Source organism: Actinoallomurus acanthiterrae, assembly GCF_054775715.1.
On the sequence record NZ_BAAHCO010000001.1, the window covers coordinates 10417066 to 10438037 of the forward strand.

The following is a 20972-nucleotide window of genomic DNA, read 5'->3' on the forward strand; positions in this document are numbered from 1 at the left end:
GCCTCAGTAAGGCGACGCTCCGGAGGTCAGCCACGCCAGGTGCTCGACCAGCAGGTCACGGAACACCCGGGACTCGCGGAGGTCCGGGCCGAAGACCTCGGTGATCCCCAGCAGCGCGTCCACCACCTCGTCCGGCCGCACCGCGCGAGCGACGGCCATGCGCAGGTGGTCGGCGAGCGGGTCGTCGAGCGGCTTGGCCGTCCAGACGTGCCGCATCCAGGCCGCGACGGCCAGCGCCGCCCAGCGCGGCTCCGCCCCGGCCGCGAGCCGGTCGCGGACGACGCCGAGCAGGCGCTGCGGGAGCTTCTGCGAGCCGTCCATCGCGATCTGCGCCGTGCGGTGCTTGAGCGCCGGGTTGGCGAAGCGCGTCAGCAGCGACGCCTTGTACTCCTCCAGGTCGAACCCGGTCGGGACGGTGAGCGTCGGGGTCGCGTCCTCGTCCATGTAGAGGCGCAGGGCGTCGCCGAGCACGTCGACCGCGTCGGAGACGTACTCGAACCGCGCGCCGAGGTAGGCCAGCATCGAGTGCGTGCCGTTGAGCAGCCGCAGCTTCATCAGCTCGTACGGCGCGACGTCCTCGGTGAAGATGGCTCCGGCCTTCTCCCAGGCGGGGCGGCCCGCGGCGAAGGAGTCCTCGATCACCCACTGCGTGAACGGCTCGGTCACCACCACGCCTTCGTCGCGGACCCCGAGGAGGCGCTCGGCCTCGTCCAGGTCCTCGGCCGTGGTCGCGGGGACGATCCGGTCCACCATCGTGGCCGGGAACGCCGTGTCGCAGGTGATCTTCACGCCCGCCCGCTCGGCGTACTCCTCGACCAGTCCGCGCAGCGTCGCCCCGTTGGACGTCAGGTTGTCGCAGCACAGCACGGTCACCGGCGCCTCACGCCGGGCCAGGCCGCGGACGAGCCGGCCGATGACCGTACGCGGCTCGCGGCCGGTGATGTCCAGGCAGATCTCCGGGTCGTCGAGACGGAGCCGCCCGGTCGCCGGGTCGTGCCGGTAGCCCTTCTCCGTCACGGTCAGCGAGACGACCCGCACCTCCGGATCGGCGATCCGGTCGGCGGTCGCGTCGCCGGTGAGCACCTCCCGGACCGCGCCGATGATCCTCGCCGACACGCCCTCGGGGCCGCGTTCGAGCACGCTGTACAGCCCGTCCTGCGGGGCGAGCCGGTCGGCCACCGCCGCGCTGCGCTGGGTGATGCCGCAGATCCCCCAGCCGTCGCCGGCGTCCTCGGTGTAGACCGCCTGGTGCGCCCGGTGGAACGCGCCGATTCCCAGGTGCACGATCCCCACCGACGACGGCACCTGCCGCGGCCGGGTCGTCAGTGACAGCCGCATGGTGTCCTCCAGTTGATCGGTACTCACATCACCGCCCCGATCTGCCAGGGCGCGAACTCCTCGTCGCCGGGGCCGAGCTCCTCGCCCGCCGTCCGGCGGCCCGAGGCGACCTCCAGCACCAGCCGGAAGATCCGCTCGCCCATCATCGCGGTCTCCCCGGCCGAGACGTCAAGGTCCATGTCCTCGGCCATCGCGCGGTAGGCCTCCGGCGTCGCGGCCAGGTTCAGGCCGGGCACCGGCCGGCAGCCGTCCGCCGGGCCACCGCCGGTCGTGACGCACATGACGGTCGCGCCGCCCGCGATCTGCCCGGTCGCGGCCACGGCGACCTGCCCGGGAGTGTCCATGAAGACGAGCCCGCGTTCGGTCACGGGCTCGGCGTACTCGTAGACCGCGGTCAGCGGCGACGTACCGCCCTTCGCCACCGCCCGCTCCGGCGCGTCCGGCTCGCTCGGCGACGGGAGGCCGACGTGCCGCTCCCACCAGCGGATCCGGTCGCCCAGCCGCTCCGCCACCGCCGGTGCGGCGGCGCGGCGCTTCAGCAGGTGCTCGGCGCCGTGCGTCTGCGGCGTGCCGGCCAGGACGGCGGTGCCGCCGTGCCGGACGAGCAGGTCGGCCGCCGCGCCGAGCGCCGGGTTCGCGGGCCCGCCCGTGCCGGTGTCGGCCAGGCCGAGCACGAGTCTCGAAGCGGGTACCGGCGTGCGCTCGGCCCGATCCGCCTCGGGCAGCAGTTCGCGGACCACCTCGACGCCGTGCCGTACGGTCGCCGCCGTGCCGCCCATCTCCTGGATCGTCATCGTCGGCGTGCCCTCGGGCAGGTCGAACCCGGTGAGCTGGGCCACCTCGCAGCCGAGCCCGACCACGAGCAGGGCCGCGAAGTTCGGGTGCCGGGCGTAGCCGTTCAGGGTGCGCCGCAGCAGCCGGATGCCGTCGCCGTCGGCGGCCATCCCGCAGCCCGTGCCGTGCGTGAGGGCCACGACGCCGTCGACGTTCGGGAACTCCTCCGCGAAGGCCGCCGACCGGCTCGCGATCATCTTCGCGACCGTCGCGGAACAGTTCACCGACGTGAGGATGCCGATGTGGTTCCGGGTGCCGACCCGCCCGTCCGGGCGGACGATCCCCTGGAAGGTCGCCGGCGAGGCCTCGCCGGACGCGTGCTCCCGCGGGCCCGCACCGGCCCGCGCCACCGCGACATCCTCACGCCGAGCCATCATCCCGTCAGCCGTTCTGCACCCAGGCGTGCTCGGGATCGAGGTAGGGGATCATCCGCCGGCCCTCGCCGGCCATGAACCACAGGTAGCACATCGAGTAGCCCGGGGCGGCGACGACCGGGTGGTACCCGGCCGGGATCGCGGCGACGTCGCCGTCGCGGACGGTGAAGCACTCCTCGCCCTCGCCGTCGTAGCGGATCTGCACGCCGAAGCCGTTCCCCGGCTCGAACTTGAACAGGTAGACCTCCTCGAGCCTGACCTCACGGGGCGGCTCGTGGGTGTCGTGCTTGTGCGGCGGGTAGCTCGACCAGTTCCCCGGCGGGTTGATCGTCTCCCCGAACAGCATCCGCCCGGCGTCGTCGCCCGGGCCGAGGACCGTCCGGACCGTACGGGACCAGTTGCCCTCACCGCGCTCGTCGACCTGCTGGTCGTCCGGGCCGATGATCCGCGCCCGACCGGGCGTGCCGTCGCCCAGCGGGGCGCTCGCGATGACGAGCTGCGCAGGGCCGCCGGTCGCCCGGAACGTCAGCGCGTGTCCCGGCGGGGCGTACACCGTGTGGCCCGGCCCGTCGAACACGCCGCTCCGGCCGCCGGCCGTGCCCAGCCCGTCGACGTCGACGACGCCCGTGAGGACCACCGCGACGATCTCCTCCTCGCGGTTCAGCTCCAGGGTCTCGCCCTCGGCCAGGTCGGCCAGGTCGAGGCCGATCAGCTCGGTGTCCTTGCCCGGGGTCAGCAGGGTCTTCAATCTCTCTCCTTGATCTGGGTGACCAGCTGGGTGGGGTTGACGAAACGCAGTGCCGCGACGAGCAGCACGAGCATGGACAGGGTGTAGATGACCGCCATCGCGTCGATCTCCTGCTGCGCGCGGATGCCCGCCGCCGAGACCGAGTAGTACAGCGCGACGACGAGGGTCTGGCTGTCGGCCCCGGCGGTGAGGAAGGTCAGCTCGAACATGCCGACCGTCCGCACGAGGACGAGGATCGCCGCGGCGAGCATGCCGGGGATCAGCAGCGGGCCGAGGATCCGCGTGAAGATCACCCAGGTCTTGGCGCCGCACATGCGGGCCGCCGCCTCGATCTTCGGGTCGATCTGCTCGATGAACGGCGTCATCACGAGGATGACGAACGGCACCGCCGGCACCAGGTTGGCCAGGATCACGCCGCTCAGCTTCCCGGCCAGGTGGAACTTGTAGAGCACGGTGGCCAGCGGCACGCCGTACGTGATCGGCGGGATGAGGATCGGCAGCAGGAACGCGACCATGAGCACCCGTTTGCCGGGGAAGTTCCGGCGGGCCAGCGTGTACGCGGCGGGGACGCCGACGATGACCGAGATCACGACCACGGCGATCGCGACCTCCAGCGTCACCGTGAGGACGCTGCCGAGGTCGAACTCCTTCCACGTCGCGCCGTACCAGTGACGCGTCCAGCCCTTCGGCAGCCAGCCGCCGAACCACTTGGTGCCGAACGAGTTGACGACGACCGAGCCGACGATGCCGACCAGGATGAGCAGGAAGAAGACGACCGCGCCCCAGACGATCCAGGCCCCGGGCCGCAGCGCGACCCGCCTCGGCGCCTTCTCCTCGGCGACGCGCGGCGCTTCGGTGCTGATGGTCGCGCTCACCTCCTCACTCCCTCCGCGGACGGCTCGTACCTCGCCGTCCACATGCTGGTCTCCAGCCCCCTGTCGGGGGCCCACCCCCGACCTCCTGCTCGCTCGTCGGCTCGCCGCTCGGTCAAAGTGGTCATCCCTTGCCTCCCGTCGCTCCGCGGTACAGGCGGGCGCGCCAGCCGAGGACGAGACCGATCACGATCAGCTCGACGGCACCCATGATCATCGCGATGGCCGAGGCCATGGAGTAGTCGTACTGCTCGAAGGCGGCGTGGAACGCGGCGATGGAGATCACCCGCGTCTGCCGCGCGGGCTCACCGACCATGATCGCCGAGGGGAACACCGAGAAGGCCAGCACGAACGACAGGCAGAACGTGATGGCCAGGCCCGGCGCCAGCAGCGGCAGCGTGATGGTCCGGAACCGCTGCCACCAGCCCGCCCCCAGCGTCGCCGCCGCGCGCTCCAGCGTCGGGTCGATCCCGGTGAGGTACGACAGCGTGAGCAGGAACGCGAAGGGGAAGCCGGTGATGACGAGCGAGAAGACGACGCCCCAGTAGTTGTGCGTGAGGCGCACCGGCTGGTCGACGATCCCGACGTCCATGAGGATCCGGTTGAGCCACCCCGTCGGTCCCATGAAGGCGAGCAGGCCCTCGGCGGTGAGCACCGTGCCGAGCGTGATCGGCACGACGAGGATCGTCGTGATGGTGCGCTTGCCGCGGAACCTGCCCCGCATCCGGTACGCGATCGGCACCGAGGCCAGGACGTTGAACAGCGCCGCCGGCAGGCCGATCTTCAGGGTCGTCCAGATCGTGTCGCGGAGGTACGGGTCGCCGAAGAAGTTCCGGTAGTCGGCGAGTGGCCCGGACCCGTACTTGCTCACCGCCTCCGAGCCGGGCTGCGGCTGGAACGACAGCTGCAGCCCGTACACGAAGGGGTAGATGAACAGCGCGACGACGAAGACGACCGCGGGCAGCAGGAGCAGCAGCGTACGGTCGACGCCGCGCTCGGCGAGCCGGTGCCGCAGCGCGATCCGCGGCTGCGCGACCGTCGCCACCTACGCCACCTCCTCGGGCGCCGCCGGGCTCTCGGCGGCGAACACCAGCACCCGCTCCGGCGGCACCGACACCGTCACCCGATCGCCGGGCGCCAGGCGCGTCCCGGCCCGCAGGTGCAGCTCGACGCCGTCGTCCGTACGGGCCTGGATGGCCTGCTCGCGGCCCTGGTACTCCACGACCTCGACGGCGACCTCGGTGGCGTTCGGGCCGGCGCCGACCGTGAAGTCCTCGGGCCGGATCGCGGCGACCGCCCGTTCGCCGAGGTCGTCGCGCCGGACGCCGGTGAGCCCGCCGTCCCCGAGGCCGCCGAGCACGACCGTCTTCTCGTTGACCTGCGTCACCGGCAGCTCGAGCTCGTTGCGGTAGCCCATGAAGCCGGCGACGAACCGGTTGGCCGGCTCGGTGTAGACGTGCTCGGGCGAGCCGATCTGCTGCACCTTGCCCTGGCGGAGCAGGACGAGCCGGTCGGCCAGAGAAAGCGCTTCCTCCTGGTCGTGCGTGACGTAGATGGTGGTCAGGCCGAGCGTCTGGTGGATGCGCTTGATCTCGGTGCGCATCTCCAGCCGCAGCTTGGCGTCGAGGTTCGACAGGGGCTCGTCCATCAGCACGAGCGGCGGCTCGAGGACGATGGCGCGGGCGATCGCGACGCGCTGCTGCTGGCCGCCGGACAGCTGCCCGGGGAACTTGTCGGCGTGCTCCGTGAGCTGGACGAGGTTGAGAGCCTCCTCGACGCGGCGGCGCGCGTCGGCCTTGGGGACCTTGGCCATGCGCAGGCCGAAGCCGATGTTGCCGCGCACCGACATGTGCGGGAACAGCGCGTAGTTCTGGAACACCATGCCGAACCCGCGCTGCTCCGGCGGCAGGCCGTCGATGCGGCGGTCGTCGAGCGAGATCGCGCCGCCGGTCAGCGGCAGCAGCCCGGCCAGGCAGTTCAGCGCGGTCGACTTGCCGCAGCCGGAGGGACCGAGCAGGGCCACGAACTCGCCGCCCGTGATGGTCAGGTCGAGCCCGTCGAGGGCGCGCACACCCCCGAACTCCCGGGTGACGTGGTCGAGCCGCAGCTCGGAGATCTTGGTCTGGCTCACTTCCGCTCCTCGCGGGTGCCGCGCCGGTCGGACGCCCGGCTCACTTGTGCACCTTTCCGCCGCCGACGGTCCGGTCCCACTGGTCGAAGGCCGCGGTCTGCTGCTCGGCGGGCAGCGACGTCTCCATGGGGAACTGGGTGAGCCACTTGTCGTACTCGGGTCGGCCGAACTGCTGGATCACCTGCTGGGACTTCGGCGGGGCCATGGAGATCGTGACGCCGTTGACCGCCGGGCCCGGGTAGAAGTAGCCGGTGTCGTACGCCTTGGCCTGCTGCTGGGGAGTGAGCATCGACTTGATCAGCTGGATGTCCGCGGAGAGGACGTCGGCGGAGACTCCGCGCGGGATGACGGCGTACTGCGCGTCGTTCACCCAGTGCATGCCCTTGAGGTAGGTGACCTTGACGCCCGGCGGCACCTGGCCGAGCGCCCGCGGGTTGATGTCCCAGCCGGTCATGGTGGCGACCATGTCGGCCGACCCGTTGGCCAGGTTGGTCATCGTCTCGGACGTCTTGGACGGGTAGTAGTCGACGTACTTGCCGAGGTCCTGAAGGTAGGCCCAGGTCTTGGTCCAGCCTGCCTTCGGGTCCTTGGGGTTGCTGTCGCCGAGGAGGTACGGCAGGCCCATCAGGAACGTACGGCCGGGGCCGGAGTTGGCGGGCCGGGCGTACTGGAACTTCTTCGGGTGCGCCTTGGCCCAGGCGAGCAGTTCCTGGGTCGTCGTCGGCGGGTTGGGAACCTTCTGCGGGTTGTACTCGATGAGCGGGCCGGCCGGGCTGTACACGAGCTCCATCCCGTGCCCCTGCGCCAGCTCCTGCATCTTGGCGGCCGGCGCCTGGTAGTTCGGGTTGCCGATGCGGCTGGAGTAGTCGTCGGTCTTGACCCACAGGTTCTGGTCGATGCCGGCGGACAGGCCGTCGGTGCCGGTGAGGACCAGGCCGATCTGCACCTGACCGGCGCTCTGCTGCGCCTTGATCTTGCCGGGCAGCTCCGGGGCGGTGGCCTTCGTGTAGGTGACCTTCTTGATCACCTTGGAGTGCGTCTTGACGAACTCGTCGATCATCCCCTGGGTGAGCTGCAGGTTGCCCGCGACGTCGATGATGTTGAGGGTCACCGGGTTCTTCGGGTTGTCGGGCACCTTGTCGGGGGTGACATCCTTGGCCGCGCCCCCCGAGTTCGGCGAACCGCAGGCGCCCGCCACGAGGACGAACGCCGTCGCGAGGCACCACTTCTTAGCGCGCATGAGGGATCTTTCCTTCCGGTCACGATCGGGCGGCGACGCTGGTCGAGGCCCGCACGATCAGCTGGCAGTCGAGTTCCCGGCGGAGATCCCCCGCTTCGGCGCCGGAGACGGTCAGGAGGTTCACGAGCAGGTCGACGGCGGCGCGGCCGGCCCGTTCGTTCTGCATGGCGACGGTGGTCAGCGGCGGGGTGGCCATGCCCGCCATCGGGATGTCATCGAAGCCGACGACGCTCATCTCCCCTGGCACCGAGACGCCCCGGTCGGCCAGCCGGGACATCACCCCCAGTGCCAGCAGGTCGTTGAAGGCGATGATCGCGGTGACGCCCTCGGCGATCGCCAGGTCGGCCGCATGCGGGCCGGCCTCGAAGCGCGGGGCGAACGGCCCCAGCTCCACGATCTCCATGTCGTGCCGGGCGCTGTGGCGCAGGCCGCGCCGGCGCTCCCGGTTCGACCAGGACGCCTTCGGACCGTTCAGGAACGCGACCCTGCGGTGCCCGAGCGCCGCGAGATGGTCGATGGCCTGGCGCATCCCGCCGGCCGCGCCCATCAGCACGGTCGGGTGGTCGCGCACCTGGCGGTTGATGAATACGAGGGACGTCGTCCCCACCACGCGTTCGAGCTGGCTCGGTGACATCCGCGACGAGCAGAGGATCACGCCGTCGACCTGTTTGGCCATGGCCTGGACGAGGGCGATCTCCTCGGTGGCGTTCTCGTCGCAGTCCGCGAGGAAGACGGCGTAGTCCGCCTCGCGGGCCCGGGCCTGGACGCCCTTCAGCACGGTGGGGAAGAACGGGTTGGACAGATCAGGAACGATCACGCCGAAGTTTCCGGTCTTGCCGGTGATCAGTCCCCGGGCGGCGCGGTTCGGGCGGTAGCCCAGCCGCTCCGCGGTGTGGAGCACGTGCTGCCGGGTCTCGTCCTTGACCAGGTCGGGAACCGTGAAGGCCCGGGAGACGGTGGAAACCGAAACTCCCGCCTCACGGGCGACGTCCTGGATGGTCACCGGCACCGCGACTCCTTGGGGTGGGTCGGATGCATGAAACTCTGCAATCCTTTGCAGAGTCGGTCAATGTAACTTTCCAGACATAAAGCCGTAACCGGGTCAGTGACCTGCGAGCGCCCGGGTCAGTGAGCCGCGAGTTGATCGGATCAGTGACCCGCGAGGAGCGCCCGCGTGTTGTCCCAGCCCTCCAGGCCGGGGTCGAGGAGGGAGACGTCGGCGGGTGTGCGCAGCCGGTGCCAGCCCGGCGCGGAGCGTACGGCGCCCTGGGTGCCGGCGGCGGCGCGCAGCCGGGCGGGAGCGTCGAGGGTGTCGAGGCCGATCCCGGCGATCCAGGACGGCGCCGGCAGCCGGGCCGCCAGCGCGACCAGCCCGCCGCCCGCCGCCGGGCAGACGGCGACCTGCCCGCTGCCGAGGGCACGGAACAGCTTGCCGAGAAGCAGGGCCGGCAGGTCCGGCGCGTCGGGCGCGACGACGGCGGCCTGCTCGGCGCCGAGATCGTGCAGGGCGCGCAGCAGCTCCTCGAGCCCGGAGACACGGAGAACGGGCGTGCCCGGCCAGGTCACGGCCTCCGCCGCCGGATCGGGGGCGGTCAGCGCGAGCACCGGAGTGACGAGCTCCAGTCCGGCGACCACCTCGTAGGTGTCCTCCAGCAGGGCGAGCCGGTATTCGTCGGGGTCGGCGCCGGGCGGCGCCGCGGCGTCCGTACCGGCCAGGACGGCGGTGAACCGGCTTGTCACGTGCTGGAGCCCCCGTCCAGGAGGGCGGTGAACCGGCTTGTCACGTGCTGGAGCCCCCGTCCAGGAGGGCGGTGAACCGGCTTGTCACGTGCTGGAGCCCCCGTCCAGGAGGGCGGTGAACCGGCTTGTCACGTGCTGGAGCCCCCGTCCAGGAGGGCGGTGAACCGGCTTGTCACGTGCTGGAGCCCCCGTCCAGGAGCAGGTCTCCGTCGAAACCCCGTCCCGCCTCGTCGGCCTCGGCGAGCCGGTCGCGGGGTGGGTCGCCGTCCATCAGGGGCAGCCCGGCCGTGGCGGCCACCCCCTCGAGGTAACCGCGCGCCCGCTCGGTCCGGGGATAGCGGTTGACCAGCTTCCAGAACGGCGAACCGTGCCCGGGGACGATCAGGTGGGCCAGCTCGTGCAGCAGGACGTAGTCGACGACCCAGCCCGGCATCCCCCGCAGCTGCGCCGACAGCCGGATGGTGCCGTCGTCCGGGGTGCACGAGCCCCAGCGGCTCCGCTGATTGGTCACCCATCGGACGCTGGCGGGAACGGCCCGGTCGTCGAGGTAGCGCCGCGACAGCTCGCGCGCGCGGTCGAAGAGCGCGTCGTCGTTCGGGTGCCTGCGCCGCTCGCGAGCGGCCAGGCGTTTGAGGACAGTGTCGATCCATTCGCGCTCTTCGGCGGCACTCAGCCCAGCGGGCACCATCACGACGGTCTTGTCGCCGTCTCGGCGTGCGGTGATGGTCCGCCGGCGCCGGGCGCTGCGACGCACCTCGATCTCGCCAGTGGGGGGCACGCTAAGCACCGTACCGAAAACTTCGATTTCTCCACAGGGGGTGGGTCACGTTTTCGCTGGTAGACGCGGCGTAATTTGGGGATCCCCAGGCTCATCCACAGGCTTTGCGCAGGTTTTCCACAGGTCCGGAGTGTCCTGACCGGTAGCCTGTGGAGCCGGGTGCCGGGCGCCCCCGTGCGGTCGGGCCCGACGTGAGAAAGCACACACTTACCCGTTTGCGCTGGTCACCACCCCTCGCGTACGACCGGCCGGGCGGACGGCGCGAGATGCGCCGCCTGCCGATGTGGTACGCACGCCGCGCCTCGCCGAGAATAGGGTGACGTGCGGAGCGAACCGGCATTGCACGGCCGCCTCGCGGATGCGCTGAGAGCAGGTACTCAATGAGCGATCTCCCCCGCCGCGCTGTGACGCGGACCGCCAAACTGGCGTCCCTCCCCATCGGCTTCGCCGGGCGGACCGCCCTCGGGTTCGGCAAACGGACGATCGGCCGCCCCGCCGAGCTCGTCGCCACCGAGATCCAGCAGCGCACCGCCGAGCAGCTGTTCAAGGTGCTCGGCGAGCTCAAGGGCGGCGCGATGAAGTTCGGCCAGATGCTGTCGATCTTCGAGGCCGCGCTGCCACCCGAGATCGCCAGCCCCTACCGGGCCACCCTGACCAAGCTCCAGGAGGCCGCCCCGCCGCTGCCCGCCGCGACCGTGCACCGGGTGCTGGCCGAGGGGCTGGGCCCGGACTGGCGCGACAGCTTCGCCGAGTTCGACGACCGGCCGGCCGCGGCCGCCTCCATCGGCCAGGTGCACAAGGCCGTCTGGCACGACGGCCGCACCGTCGCCGTCAAGGTGCAGTACCCCGGAGCGGGCAAGGCGCTGCTCAGCGACTTCAACCAGCTGGCCCGGCTCAGCAAGCTGTTCGCCGTCCTCGCGCCGGGACTCGACGTGAAGGCGATGCTGGCCGAGCTGAAACGACGGATCGCCGAGGAGCTCGACTACACGATCGAGGCGGAGTCGCAGGCGACCTTCGCGGAGGCGTACGCCGACGACCCCGACTTCCTCATTCCGGACGTCGTGGCCCAATCCGGCCACGTGCTCGTCACCGAGTGGATCGACGGCACACCGCTGTCGGCGATCATCAGCGACGGCACGCAGGAGCAGCGCGACCACGCGGGCCTGCTGTACTGCCGCTTCCTGTTCTCCGGGCCGGCACGCTGCGGCCTGCTGCACGCCGACCCGCACCCCGGCAACTTCCGGCTGCTCGACGACGGCCGGCTCGGCGTCATCGACTTCGGCGCCGTCGACCACCTTCCCGGCGGCTTCCACCGGCGGATCGGCGTCCTGATGCGCATCGGCACGATCGGCGACGTCGACCAGATCGTCAAGGCCCTCCGCGAGGAGGGCTTCATCCGCGAAGGCGTCGAGGTCGACCCCGAGTCGCTGCACGCCTTCATCGCCCCGATCGCCGAGCCGCTGATCGAGGACACCTTCAAGTTCAGCCGTGAGTGGCTGCGCCAGGAGGCCGCCCGCGTCGCGGACCTGCGCCCGACCAACGTCGTCCGCCAGCTCAACCTGCCGCCGTCGTACGTGCTGATCCACCGCGTGGTGGCCGCCGGCACGGGCGTGCTGTGCCAGCTCGAGGCCGAGGGAAGGTTCCGCGACGAGGCGCTGACCTGGGTGCCCGGCTTCGCCGACGACGACCCCGACGACCTCACCGACGACGAGATCGCGAGCTGAGGGCCCGGCCTACCAGTAGACGGGGTCGAGACGGCCCTCGATCGAGCGGAGGTTGTCCCGGCTGCAGCGATCGCACAGGTAGCGCGGGCCCCGCTCGGTCACCTCGGTCATCCATCCCAGTGGTGCCTCGGCGGTGGCTCCGCACGATGAACAGCTGACCATCCCCCATGCCCCCTCAATCGGTTCTCCTCACAGGATCCCCGATCCGGGAGGCACGCGAAAGCCGAACGCGCCGTCCGAGAGCCACGCCACACTCCGCGTGACGAGACGACGACGGGCCCCCGGCCGTGATGGTGCCGGGGGCCCGTCTCTTCGGGAGGCGCGTCAGCCCGTTGGGGAGGCGGTCAGCGCGTGGTCAGGAGACGCCGGAGGCGGACCGCGGTCGCCTCGTCGCGCCGGGCCCTGCGCATGGCGCGGACCTGGGCGACGTCGCGGCGGCGCGTGGCCTCACGCTCGGCGTCCCGTATTCGTTCCTGGGACAGTTCGATGCTGAGCAAGCTCATCTGCTGCTCTTTCTCCATATCTATGCGAGGTTCCGGCCGGAGCGTCATGCCGCCACCACGGCGTTCTTACGCGGGCGGCCACGCGGCCGCTTGCGAGGAACGACGACGCCCCGTACGAACAGCTCCCCACCCCAGACGCCCCAGGGCTCCCGGCGCTCCTTGGCACCGGCGAGGCAGGTGCGCCGGATCGGGCACTCGGCGCACAGCGCCTTGGCCAGCTCGACGTCCTGCGGCGACTCGGCGAAGAACAGCTCAGGCTCGGTCCGGCAGGGAAGATCAAGGTTCTCGCTGATCGCGGTGAACGCGGTGAACGCGAGTTCCAAGGTCTCCACCCCTTTCTTGATTTGGTCTCGTTGGCTCGGTCGGTTCTGGCCAAACAAAAAGGCCGCGGTTCCCGGTTGGGATCCGCGGCCTGGAGGCCTGCTCGGAGCTATTGCTCCGGTGGTCTCCAGGGGTACGGACCCACTGCGGCGCGCTTACGGGCAGCGCCCTTGACCTGGGCATTCGTCTGGGTAGCCGGGAACATCCCAAGGACATGCCACGTCTGCAGATCCACGCCGCCAGGCCGCACACGTCCGGATTCGACGGACGCATAGCGGATCGACTCGAGGCTCGGCAGGGACGCGGCGGCAACGGTGGAACCGCTGGGGGACACCATCGCCGGACGCGCGCAGGCGGCGGCCCAGGTCGAAGAGATCGATGTGTTACTCACCGGACTGCCACCTCCACTCATCCGTCGGGGCTCCGCGAAGCGGAGCCGTTCAAGTGCTCGCGAGAAGCGTACGATCGCCCGCAGGATCGGGGCAACGTATTTTCTACCTGCGACTTCTTATTTTTTCTCGCACCGTCTCGGCGGCCACTCCGCGTTGCCGGGCGGCCTCGTAGAGGAACACCGTCGCGGCGGAGGCGGCGTTCAGCGAGCTCGCCGCTCCCACGATCGGGATGCGGACGACATCATCGCAGGCCGCAGCCCAGGCGCCGCTCATACCCCGGGTCTCGTTGCCGATGACGAGCAGCACCGGACCGCGCAGGTCGTGATCGCCGACGTCGACGGTGCCGGTCTCGTCCGTCCCGACGACGCGCAGCCCGCTCTCCCGCGCCCACTCGATCACCGAACGGGGCGCGGCGGCCCGTACGACCGGCAGGGCGAACAGCGAGCCCGTGCTGGCCCGCACGGACTTCGGATCGTACGGATCGGCGGCGTGGCCGGTCACGATGACACCCGAGGCGCCGAACGCGTCGGCGGAGCGGACGACGGTGCCGATGTTGCCGGGCTCGGCGGCCCGGTCGAAGACCACGACCGGCCCCTCCGGCGTGATGCGCGCCAGGTCGTCCGGCGGCAGCGCGGCGACCGCGACCAGCTCCGCGTCCTCCTTGTCGGCCAGCTCGTCCAGCAGCGCCGGCGCCATCTCGACGCACTCGGCGGACGTCTCGTCCAGCGTCTTCTCGGCCCAGGACGACAGCCGCCGCCCCTGGGCGTACAGCAGGGCGCGGATCGGCCACCCGGTCTCGACGGCGAGCGTGATCGGCCGGACGCCCTGCACCAGGAACTCCCCCGACCGCTGCCGCTTCGTCCGGTTGGTGAGCAGCGCCGCCCACTGCTGAAACCGCGCGTTCCGCGTAGTGATCCGCATCAGAAGCCCAACCGTACGCCACAGACCCCCGGCCCAGGTCCGGGCTCATCGGAACGGGCGATGGGCGTCAGCGCAGAAGGCCGAAGTAACGCGACAGGCCATGCTCGACCTGCGCCATGTCATCGCGCGTGAGATAGTCCACGAGTTCGCCGGTAACGTACGCGACGTCGATCGTGCGGACCTGGTCGATCAAAATCTTGGTATCCCGTCCCGCGATGACGACCTCCGGCCTGAAGACCGACGCCTGGGCGCTCGTCGAGGTCGGGATAACGGTCACCGTGGACCAGGCGTTCTGCTCGATGCTGATGACGAGCCCGAGGCGCCGGCCCCGTTGTTCGTGGCCGCGTTTGGCATCGCCAAGGTCTACTGGGTAGACCGCGCCTCGGATCACGCGCGATCCTGCGACCTCGCCGGAACGGTGAGGTCGGTGCCAGTGATGCGGATGTTGCCGTCGGCGTCGTACTCCCACGCGTCCGCTTCAGCGGAGAGGTCTTCGTTCCTCAGCCGGTGCATGTCCGCGCGAGCACGCTCTTCCCATGCCTCACGGTCCAGCAGCCGCAGCGCGCGGCGGATGACGTCGCTGGTCTTCTCATCCGTGCGGCGGTTGGCTTCGATGACCCGAAGGTCCTCTTCGGTGGGACGGAATCCAACGCTCATGGACCCAGCGTACAACAATTGTTGGACGCCTGTCGCCCGCCGCCGCTTCGTCCGGCTGGGTGCGCCGACGGACTGAGGCGCTTACCAGGGCAGGGGGTGGCCGTCGCGGAAGAAGCCCCCGCTCGGGCCGTCATCGGGGAGAGTGACGGCCCATACGATCCCGGCGGCGCCCTCGGCGATCGGACGGCCGCCGGGGCCTCCCATGTCGGTGGCGACCCAGCCGGGGCAGATCGCGTTGACCAGGATCCCGTCGCCGCGTAGTTCCGCCGCCAGCATTCGGGTCAGCGCATTGAGCGCGGCCTTGGAAGCGGTGTAAGCGGGCGTACCAGCGCCCATACCGGTCAGCGATGCCGCCTCGCTGGAGACGTTCACGATGCGCGGATGATCGCCGGCGCGTAGCAGCGGAAGCAGCGCCTCCGCACCACGAACTCCCCCGACCGCTGCCGCTTCGTCCGGTTGGCGAGCAGCGCCGCCCACTGCTGAAACCGCGCGTTCCGCGTCGTGATCCGCATCAGAAGCCCAACCGTACGCCAGCGGCCGCCGGGACCGCGCATTGGTCCTCAGGTCCCGGCTCGGGCGGCCGTGATTAAGCCGCAGGACTCATTGACAGAGCGAATTTCCGTCATCACGTGTTCCGGCATGCAAGTATTTCAATTATGACTATGCCATTACCGGCGGGAGGTGTAGGCGGTCATGAAAAGGATTTCTTCCGGTGAGGGGAGCGTTAGCAGGTCAACGGCCGTTTCCTTCGACTCCCTGCCGTCCAAGGCAGGTCTGGGGACTCATTCGCCGGTGGACGGAATGGTTCTCGAGCCCCTACCGTTCCCGACTCACGGCCCGAGATGATCTTGGCTCGATTCGATCGCCTCGGTGTCCGCGGCTACGTCACCCACCCGACGGTGCCGGACAAGATCAACAAGTGGGCCGCCAACAAGACGTGGGGGACCTTCGCGGCCAACATCGGCATGAAGATGGGCGGCTGACCGAGGAAAGGCCGGTCCTGGCGAATGTCCCCGGGGGGCGGGCCTGGTCATGCGCACCAGGCCCGCTACCGCGGGCCTCGCGCATCGGTCCTCAGGTCCCAGGTCGGGCGGCTGCGATTAAGCCGCAGGCCTCATTGACGTGATCGGTTTTTCAGCCGAGTCTTGGCCCGTCGTTAATTTCCGCGATCATGACCGCCTTATTCCGAGCGGCATGTTTCGCGCCAAGAGAGGGTTTCCCGATGACGAGGACTACAATGGCGATAGCGGCCGCCGCCATCGCCGCCACAGTGATTCCGGCAGGCGCCGCGAACGCGGTGCCTGCCGCCTCCCTCCAGGCCGCCCAGGCTCCGGCGAGCGGCGATCCCGTCTACGCGACGATCGCACTGCGGCTCAAACCGCATTCGAACGCGACGACCCCCCGCACCTTCCACGTGCATAACGATGGTGAGGATCATGGCCGCAAGGGCCACATCTCCCTGAACAGTCGCAGCGGTCCCCCGGTTAAGCTGCGCGTCGTCAGCTGCGACAAAAAACACAAGGAAATGAGCGACTGGCTAAAGCCGCCGCGGTCGCCGGGACAGTACGCGGGTGTCAAGCACAACGGGAGGGCCGCGACGTACGCTGTCAACACCTGTTTCCGCGTCCAGGCATGGAAGGGCAACGGCGTAATCCGCGGCGAAGCGTATTCCTGACCCTTCGCGGGGTCCGTCTTCGGGTTCAGGATTCGGTGACGCGAACGAGGCCCTCCTGGACGACGGAGACGACGAGTTCGCCGTCCTGGGTGAAGACCTGGCCGCGGGCCAGGCCGCGGGCGCCGGAGGCGTTCGGGGTGTCCTGGGCGTACAGCAGCCACCGGTCGGCGCGGAACGGCCGGTGGAACCACATCGCGTGGTCCAGGCTCGCGCCCATGGTCTTGCGGTCGCCCCAGGCCAGGCCGTGGTTGAGCAGCACGGTGTCCAGCAGCGTCATGTCCGAGGCGTACGTCATCAGGCAGACGTGCAGCAGCGGGTCGTCGGGCAGTTCGCCCGCCACGCGGAGCCAGACCAGCGACTCGGGGCCCATCAGCTCCGGGTCGCGGGCGGCCTCCCAGGTCAGCGGCGTCACGTGCCGCAGGTCGATGGGCCGCTTGCGCAGGAACTCGTTGTCGAGCTTGCCGAACAACCGCTCCATCCGCTCCTGGAACGTCGGCAGCGACTCCGGCTCGGGCACCTCCGGCATCGGCGCCTGGTGTGACGGGCCGTCCTCGGTGATCTGGAACGACGCCGACAGGGTGAAGATGGTCTTGCCGTGCTGGATCGCGGTGACGCGGCGGGTGGTGAACGACCGGCCGTCGCGGACGCGCTCGACGGTGTAGACGATCGGCACGCTCGGGTCCCCGGGGCGGATGAAGTAGGCGTGCAGCGAGTGCACGTGACGGTCGTCGGGGACGGTGCGGCCGGCGGCGACCAGCGCCTGGCCGGCGACCTGTCCGCCGAACACCCGCTGCTGGCGTTCCTCCGGGCTGCGCCCGCGGAAGATGTTGACCTCGATCTGCTCGAGGTCGAGCAGGTCGAGCAGCTCCTTCAGCGCGGCGTTCATCGCTTCCTTACTCCTCAGGCTTCCAGCGTCTCGCCCCGGCACAGGGCGAGAACGGCCGAACCGTAACGGTCCAGTTTGACGGCCCCGACGCCGGGGATGGCGGCCAGTTCCGACTCGGTCGCGGGGGCGCGCTCGGCGATGGCCTGCAGGGTGGCGTCGGTGAAGACGACGTAGGCGGGGACCTTCTGCTCCTTGGACGCCGTCAGGCGCCACTCCTTCATGCGGGTGAGCAGATCTTCATCGTAGTCGGCCGGGCAGGTCTCGCAGCGGCCCAGCTTGCGCTCGATCGCGGCGGTGAGCGGGCGTCCGCAGATCCGGCACGGCTGCGGTCCCGTGGCCGGGGGCCGGCGCTTGGACCGGTCGACGCGGGGCGGGCCGGCGCTCTGCGGGGCGAGGCCGTCGAGGAAGCGCGACCGGCGGCGTCCCTTGCGGCCGCCCGGCGACCGGGCCAGCGCCCAGGACAGGGCGAGGTGCTCGCGCGCCCGCGTCACGCCGACGTACAGCAGCCGGCGCTCCTCCTCGATCTGCTCCGGGCTCTTCTCCGCGTAGATGATCGGCAGTGTGCCCTCGACCAGGCCTGCGAGGAACACCGCGTCCCACTCCAGGCCCTTCGCGGTGTGCAGTGTGGCCAGCGTCACGCCCTCCAGGGCCGGGGCGTGCTGGGCGTTCGCGCGTTCTTCCAGCTCGGTGACGAACTCCGGCAGGCCCGCTCCCGGCCGGTCGGCGGCGACGTCCTCGGCGAGCTGTCCGAGCGCGGCGAGGGACTCCCAGCGCTCCCGCGCCGCGCCGCGTCCCTCCGGCGGCCGGTCGGTGAGCCCGGCGGAGGCCAGCACGTCGCGCACGGCCCGTACGAGGGGCTCGCCGTCGTTCACGGACCGGGCGGCGCCGCGCAGGAGCACCACCGCCTGGCGGACCTCGGCGCGTTCGAAGAACCGCTCCGCGCCCTTGAGGACGTACGGCACGCCGGCGTCGGCGAACGCCTGCTCGTACGGCTCGGACTGGGCGTTGATGCGGAACAGCACCGCGATCTCGCGGGCGGGCACGCCCTCCTCGATGAGCGCCCGCGCCCGCTTGGCGACGGCCTCGGCCTCGGCGACCTCGTCGTCGTACTCGTGGAAGGTCGGCTCCGGGCCGTCGGGCCGCTGCGCGACCAGCTCCAGGCGGTGCTTGCGCGCCTCTCCCCGCGCCTGCGCGAGCACGCCGTTGGCGAGGTGCACCACCTGCGGCGTCGACCGGTAGTCGCGGACCAGCTTGACGACCTTCGCCTCGGGGTGCTCGACCGTGAACCGCAGGAGGTACGCGGGGCTGGCGCCGGTGAAGGAGTAGATCGTCTGGTTCGGGTCGCCGACGACGCAGATCTCGTCGCGCTCGCCCAGCCAGACATCCAGCAGGAGCTTCTGCAGCGGGTTGACGTCCTGGAACTCGTCGACGACGAAGTAGCGGTACTGGTCGCGCACCTGGTTCGCGACCTCCTGATGCTCGGTGAGCATCGCGGCGGTCAGCTCCAGCATGCCCTCGAAGTCGAGCAGGTTGCGCTCGCGCCGGAGCTCCTCATACGCCTCGTAGAGCCGGGCGAAGTCCGGCGCCTCGGTGGGCGGGGTGCGCCCGGCCTTGGCCGCCGAGGCCGGATAGTCCTCCGGCCGGGTCTGGGTGACCTTCGCCCACTCGATCTCGGCGGCGGCGTCGCGCAGCTCCGTACGGCCGAGGGACAGGCGCAAGGCCCGCGCCGCCTCCATGACCAGGCCGAACTTCGACTCGATGAGCGTGGGCGGCTCCCCGCCGATCACCTTCGGCCAGAAGTAGGAGAGCTGTTTGAGCGCCGCCGAGTGGAACGTACGGGCCTGCACGCCCGGCGCGCCGAGCTGCCGAAGCCGCCCGCGCAGCTCGCCGGCGGCGCGGGTGGTGAAGGTCACGGCCAGCACCCGCTGCGGGGCGATGACGCCGGTCAGCACCGCGTACGCGATCCGGTGGGTGATCGCGCGGGTCTTGCCGGTGCCCGCGCCGGCCAGCACGCACACCGGCCCCCGGGTCGCCTCGGCGACCGCGCGCTGGTCCGGGTCGAGCCCGGCGAGAATCTGCTCGGCCTCCATCGCCCCTCCTGTCACTCCCCTCCATCCTCGCAGGACCGGCACCCGGCCGTGGCCGACCCGGCGGCCCGGGAATGCGGTTCGGGGGCCGGGTGTTGGCACTGCTGATCGCCGTCGACCCAGGACTAGGAGAGCCATGACCGCGCCCGTGACGGGTGAGCTGACGATGTACACCACCACGTGGTGCGCCTTCTGCCGTCGGCTCAAGACTCAGCTGGCCCGCGAGGGCATCCACATGGTCGAGGTCGACATCGAGCGCGACCCGGCGGCGGCCGAGTTCGTCATGAAGGTCAACGGCGGAAACCAGACGGTTCCGACCGTGGTCTTCCCCGACGGCACGGCGGTGACCAACCCGTCGGCCAAGGAGGTCAAGAAGCGCCTGGCCGCCATCGCCGCTCTCTGAGCCTCGCTGTCATCTCTCTGAGTCGTTCCGCTCAGAGGCCCAGGAGCCGGGCGAGGTTTCCGCCCAAGACCAGGTCCCGTACCTGGCCGGGGGCGGTGACGCGCTCCACGGTGGCGCGTGCGAGCACCGGGTCGCCGTACGGCGCGTCCGAGCCGAAGAGCGTGCGCTCCGGAAGCTCCTGGACGGCCAGTCGTACGGCGAAGACGATGGGCGCGGTGGACAGCTCCAGGTACATGTTCGGCGTCTCCCGTACGAGTTCGATCGCCGTCATCCAGTGGAGACCGCCGAGCTGACTCACGATCAGCGGCACCGAGGGATGGCGTGCCGCCAGTACGGCGAGCGCGCGCAGGTCCTCCGCCGTCGTCGGGGCGAACCCGTGCACGACGACGGGCAGGTCGCCGTGGTCGTGCGCCGCGGCGAGCACCGGCTCCACCCGGGCGGCCTCGCCGGGAGGCGGGGTGAGCTCCCCGACACCGCGCAGTCCGCGCCCCGCGATCTCCCGCTCGACGAACGCGCCGATCTCATTCTCGGGAAGGTGCAGCGGCACGGAGCCGAAGCCGATGAACCGGTCCGGATGGGCGGCCAGGGCGTCGTCCAGCTCCCGCCACGCCGTGGCGTGACCGTCGCCGCTCGTACCGCGTCCGTCCAGGGCCCGTTCGAGCACGCTCATCTCCCGGCGGAGCGAGTCCAGGTCGGTGGCCCGCTCGGGGTGCGGCCGGGTGGGGAAGAGAACCGTACGGTCCGCTCCCGCGTCGTCCAGTAGGCGAAGGTGTCCTGCCACCGGGTCGTGCACATGGCTGTGGGCGTCGATGATCAATTTCGGCCTCCTTCCGGCGCCGGCCGCCGGAATGCGGCCGGTGCGCCCACTGTTGCCCCCTGACACAGTTGGAAGGTCAAGCCGGAGGGACGGGCACCGTGCTCATCGGGGAGCTGGCCGCGCGGACCGGGACGAGCGAACGCCTGCTCCGCTACTACGAGCGAGTGGGGCTGCTCCGCCCGGAGCGCGGGCCGAACGGCTACCGCGTCTATGACGGGACGGCCGTCGAGACGGTCGGGCGGATACGGGCGCTCCTGGCGGCGGGACTGCCGACCCGCGTCATCCGCCAGGTCCTCCCCTGCACGACGGCCGAGGCCACGGTCGCGCCGTGCCCCGGCGTCCTGAACGCCCTCCGGAAGCAGCTGGACGCCCTCGATCGGCGTTCCGCCGAGATCGCCGCCGCGCAGACGCTGCTGCGCCGGACGATCGCCGCGACCGAGGCCTCGCTCAACGGGCCGGGCGAACGCCCCGTGACGCCGACCGAGGCCTCGCTCGGCGGTCCGGACGAACGCCCGGTGACGACCGCCTGAG

At 70.8% G+C, this 20972-nt stretch carries 25 protein-coding genes; 5 read left to right on the plus strand and 20 right to left on the minus strand.

All coding sequences use genetic code 11. From position 1 onward, the window contains the following. Positions 1-3 precede the first annotated feature (3 nt). The 10 genes from ACYVF7_RS49140 to ACYVF7_RS49185 all read right to left on the minus strand — a co-directional run bounded on the left by ACYVF7_RS49140 (position 4) and on the right by ACYVF7_RS49185 (position 10001). Positions 4-1365, minus strand: a complete 1362-nt coding sequence (locus ACYVF7_RS49140; RefSeq protein ID WP_460353375.1) for a mannitol dehydrogenase family protein — start codon at positions 1363-1365, stop codon at positions 4-6. After that, complete coding sequence (locus tag ACYVF7_RS49145) at positions 1362-2522, minus strand: UxaA family hydrolase (protein WP_460353378.1); 1161 nt, start codon at positions 2520-2522, stop codon at positions 1362-1364. The genes ACYVF7_RS49140 and ACYVF7_RS49145 overlap by 4 nt, the downstream gene beginning before the upstream one ends. A gap of 31 nt (positions 2523-2553) precedes the next feature. Beyond that, positions 2554-3294 (minus strand): 5-deoxy-glucuronate isomerase, encoded by a 741-nt coding sequence (locus ACYVF7_RS49150; RefSeq protein WP_460353381.1) that lies wholly within the window; start codon positions 3292-3294, stop codon positions 2554-2556. Beyond that, positions 3291-4169, minus strand: coding sequence for an ABC transporter permease (locus ACYVF7_RS49155; protein WP_460353383.1), 879 nt, complete (start codon positions 4167-4169; stop codon positions 3291-3293). Before ACYVF7_RS49155 ends, ACYVF7_RS49150 begins: the two co-directional genes overlap by 4 nt. Positions 4170-4290: 121 nt before the next feature. Further along, entirely contained in the window at positions 4291-5211 is a 921-nt protein-coding gene (locus ACYVF7_RS49160; RefSeq protein WP_460353386.1) for an ABC transporter permease, read from the minus strand. Continuing rightward, a complete protein-coding gene (locus ACYVF7_RS49165) occupies positions 5212-6297 on the minus strand; it encodes an ABC transporter ATP-binding protein (protein ID WP_460353388.1) in 1086 nt (361 codons plus the stop codon). It lies immediately after the preceding gene. A gap of 40 nt (positions 6298-6337) precedes the next feature. Then, positions 6338-7537 carry an extracellular solute-binding protein gene (locus ACYVF7_RS49170; RefSeq protein ID WP_460353390.1) on the minus strand — a complete coding sequence of 400 codons (1200 nt, stop codon included), beginning with the start codon at positions 7535-7537 and terminating at the stop codon, positions 6338-6340. Positions 7538-7556: 19 nt separating this feature from the next. Then, entirely contained in the window at positions 7557-8546 is a 990-nt protein-coding gene (locus tag ACYVF7_RS49175) for a LacI family DNA-binding transcriptional regulator (protein ID WP_460353393.1), read from the minus strand. 140 nt (positions 8547-8686) lie between these two features. Beyond that, positions 8687-9277, minus strand: coding sequence for a glycosyltransferase family protein (locus ACYVF7_RS49180; RefSeq protein WP_460353396.1), 591 nt, complete (start codon positions 9275-9277; stop codon positions 8687-8689). Positions 9278-9449: 172 nt separating this feature from the next. Beyond that, on the minus strand, positions 9450-10001 hold the full coding sequence (locus tag ACYVF7_RS49185; RefSeq protein WP_460358529.1) for a M48 metallopeptidase family protein: 552 nt from the start codon (positions 9999-10001) through the stop codon (positions 9450-9452). Positions 10002-10435: 434 nt separating this feature from the next. On the opposite strand from ACYVF7_RS49185, the gene ACYVF7_RS49190 reads away from it, so the two are divergent. Beyond that, on the plus strand, positions 10436-11779 hold the full coding sequence (locus tag ACYVF7_RS49190) for an ABC1 kinase family protein (RefSeq protein WP_460353399.1): 1344 nt from the start codon (positions 10436-10438) through the stop codon (positions 11777-11779). A 344-nt stretch (positions 11780-12123) separates the two neighbouring features. On the opposite strand, the gene ACYVF7_RS49195 is transcribed toward ACYVF7_RS49190, so the two are convergent. The 7 genes from ACYVF7_RS49195 to ACYVF7_RS49225 all read right to left on the minus strand — a co-directional run bounded on the left by ACYVF7_RS49195 (position 12124) and on the right by ACYVF7_RS49225 (position 15085). Further along, positions 12124-12282, minus strand: coding sequence for a hypothetical protein (locus tag ACYVF7_RS49195; protein ID WP_460353401.1), 159 nt, complete (start codon positions 12280-12282; stop codon positions 12124-12126). Between the two features lie 44 nt (positions 12283-12326). Then, positions 12327-12605 (minus strand): WhiB family transcriptional regulator, encoded by a 279-nt coding sequence (locus ACYVF7_RS49200; protein ID WP_460358531.1) that lies wholly within the window; start codon positions 12603-12605, stop codon positions 12327-12329. 492 nt (positions 12606-13097) lie between these two features. Next, entirely contained in the window at positions 13098-13916 is an 819-nt protein-coding gene (locus ACYVF7_RS49205) for a TrmH family RNA methyltransferase (protein WP_460353404.1), read from the minus strand. A 67-nt stretch (positions 13917-13983) separates the two neighbouring features. Next, positions 13984-14307 (minus strand): type II toxin-antitoxin system PemK/MazF family toxin, encoded by a 324-nt coding sequence (locus ACYVF7_RS49210; protein WP_460353407.1) that lies wholly within the window; start codon positions 14305-14307, stop codon positions 13984-13986. Beyond that, positions 14304-14573, minus strand: coding sequence for a hypothetical protein (locus ACYVF7_RS49215; protein ID WP_460353410.1), 270 nt, complete (start codon positions 14571-14573; stop codon positions 14304-14306). The genes ACYVF7_RS49210 and ACYVF7_RS49215 overlap by 4 nt, the downstream gene beginning before the upstream one ends. A gap of 81 nt (positions 14574-14654) precedes the next feature. Then, positions 14655-14984, minus strand: a complete 330-nt coding sequence (locus ACYVF7_RS49220; protein WP_460358534.1) for an SDR family NAD(P)-dependent oxidoreductase — start codon at positions 14982-14984, stop codon at positions 14655-14657. Continuing rightward, entirely contained in the window at positions 14942-15085 is a 144-nt protein-coding gene (locus tag ACYVF7_RS49225) for a hypothetical protein (RefSeq protein WP_460353412.1), read from the minus strand. The genes ACYVF7_RS49220 and ACYVF7_RS49225 overlap by 43 nt, the downstream gene beginning before the upstream one ends. Before the next feature lie 336 nt (positions 15086-15421). On the opposite strand from ACYVF7_RS49225, the gene ACYVF7_RS49230 reads away from it, so the two are divergent. Both ACYVF7_RS49230 and ACYVF7_RS49235 read left to right on the plus strand, forming a co-directional pair. After that, positions 15422-15556 (plus strand): hypothetical protein, encoded by a 135-nt coding sequence (locus ACYVF7_RS49230; RefSeq protein WP_460353415.1) that lies wholly within the window; start codon positions 15422-15424, stop codon positions 15554-15556. Positions 15557-15810: 254 nt separating this feature from the next. Then, entirely contained in the window at positions 15811-16248 is a 438-nt protein-coding gene (locus tag ACYVF7_RS49235; protein WP_460353418.1) for a hypothetical protein, read from the plus strand. 25 nt (positions 16249-16273) lie between these two features. Here the strand turns inward: ACYVF7_RS49235 and tesB are convergent, their stop codons facing one another. After that, positions 16274-17134: an acyl-CoA thioesterase II gene (gene tesB, locus ACYVF7_RS49240; RefSeq protein WP_460353420.1), complete on the minus strand. Its 861-nt coding sequence runs from the start codon at positions 17132-17134 to the stop codon at positions 16274-16276. 14 nt (positions 17135-17148) lie between these two features. Then, positions 17149-19224: an ATP-dependent DNA helicase UvrD2 gene (locus tag ACYVF7_RS49245; RefSeq protein WP_460353422.1), complete on the minus strand. Its 2076-nt coding sequence runs from the start codon at positions 19222-19224 to the stop codon at positions 17149-17151. A gap of 133 nt (positions 19225-19357) precedes the next feature. On the opposite strand from ACYVF7_RS49245, the gene ACYVF7_RS49250 reads away from it, so the two are divergent. Further along, entirely contained in the window at positions 19358-19624 is a 267-nt protein-coding gene (locus ACYVF7_RS49250; RefSeq protein ID WP_460353424.1) for a mycoredoxin, read from the plus strand. A gap of 31 nt (positions 19625-19655) precedes the next feature. Here the strand turns inward: ACYVF7_RS49250 and ACYVF7_RS49255 are convergent, their stop codons facing one another. Further along, entirely contained in the window at positions 19656-20441 is a 786-nt protein-coding gene (locus ACYVF7_RS49255) for an amidohydrolase family protein (RefSeq protein WP_460353427.1), read from the minus strand. Positions 20442-20539: 98 nt separating this feature from the next. Here ACYVF7_RS49255 and ACYVF7_RS49260 point away from each other — a divergent pair, with 98 nt between their 5' ends. After that, positions 20540-20971, plus strand: coding sequence for a MerR family transcriptional regulator (locus ACYVF7_RS49260; protein ID WP_460353430.1), 432 nt, complete (start codon positions 20540-20542; stop codon positions 20969-20971). Position 20972 lies beyond the last annotated feature (1 nt).

Bases quoted from the DNA above. Each gene is read 5' to 3' on its own strand.
- ACYVF7_RS49170 (WP_460353390.1), bottom strand. From the start codon at position 7,537: ATGCGCGCTAAGAAGTGGTGCCTCGCGACGGCGTTCGTCCTCGTGGCG.
- ACYVF7_RS49190 (WP_460353399.1), top strand. From the start codon at position 10,436: ATGAGCGATCTCCCCCGCCGCGCTGTGACGCGGACCGCCAAACTGGCG.
- ACYVF7_RS49195 (WP_460353401.1), bottom strand. From the start codon at position 12,282: ATGAGCTTGCTCAGCATCGAACTGTCCCAGGAACGAATACGGGACGCC.
- ACYVF7_RS49205 (WP_460353404.1), bottom strand. From the start codon at position 13,916: ATGCGGATCACTACGCGGAACGCGCGGTTTCAGCAGTGGGCGGCGCTG.
- ACYVF7_RS49215 (WP_460353410.1), bottom strand. From the start codon at position 14,573: ATGAGCGTTGGATTCCGTCCCACCGAAGAGGACCTTCGGGTCATCGAA.
- ACYVF7_RS49225 (WP_460353412.1), bottom strand. From the start codon at position 15,085: ATGCGGATCACGACGCGGAACGCGCGGTTTCAGCAGTGGGCGGCGCTG.
- ACYVF7_RS49235 (WP_460353418.1), top strand. From the start codon at position 15,811: ATGGCGATAGCGGCCGCCGCCATCGCCGCCACAGTGATTCCGGCAGGC.
- tesB (WP_460353420.1), bottom strand. From the start codon at position 17,134: ATGAACGCCGCGCTGAAGGAGCTGCTCGACCTGCTCGACCTCGAGCAG.
- ACYVF7_RS49245 (WP_460353422.1), bottom strand. From the start codon at position 19,224: ATGGAGGCCGAGCAGATTCTCGCCGGGCTCGACCCGGACCAGCGCGCG.
- ACYVF7_RS49250 (WP_460353424.1), top strand. From the start codon at position 19,358: ATGACCGCGCCCGTGACGGGTGAGCTGACGATGTACACCACCACGTGG.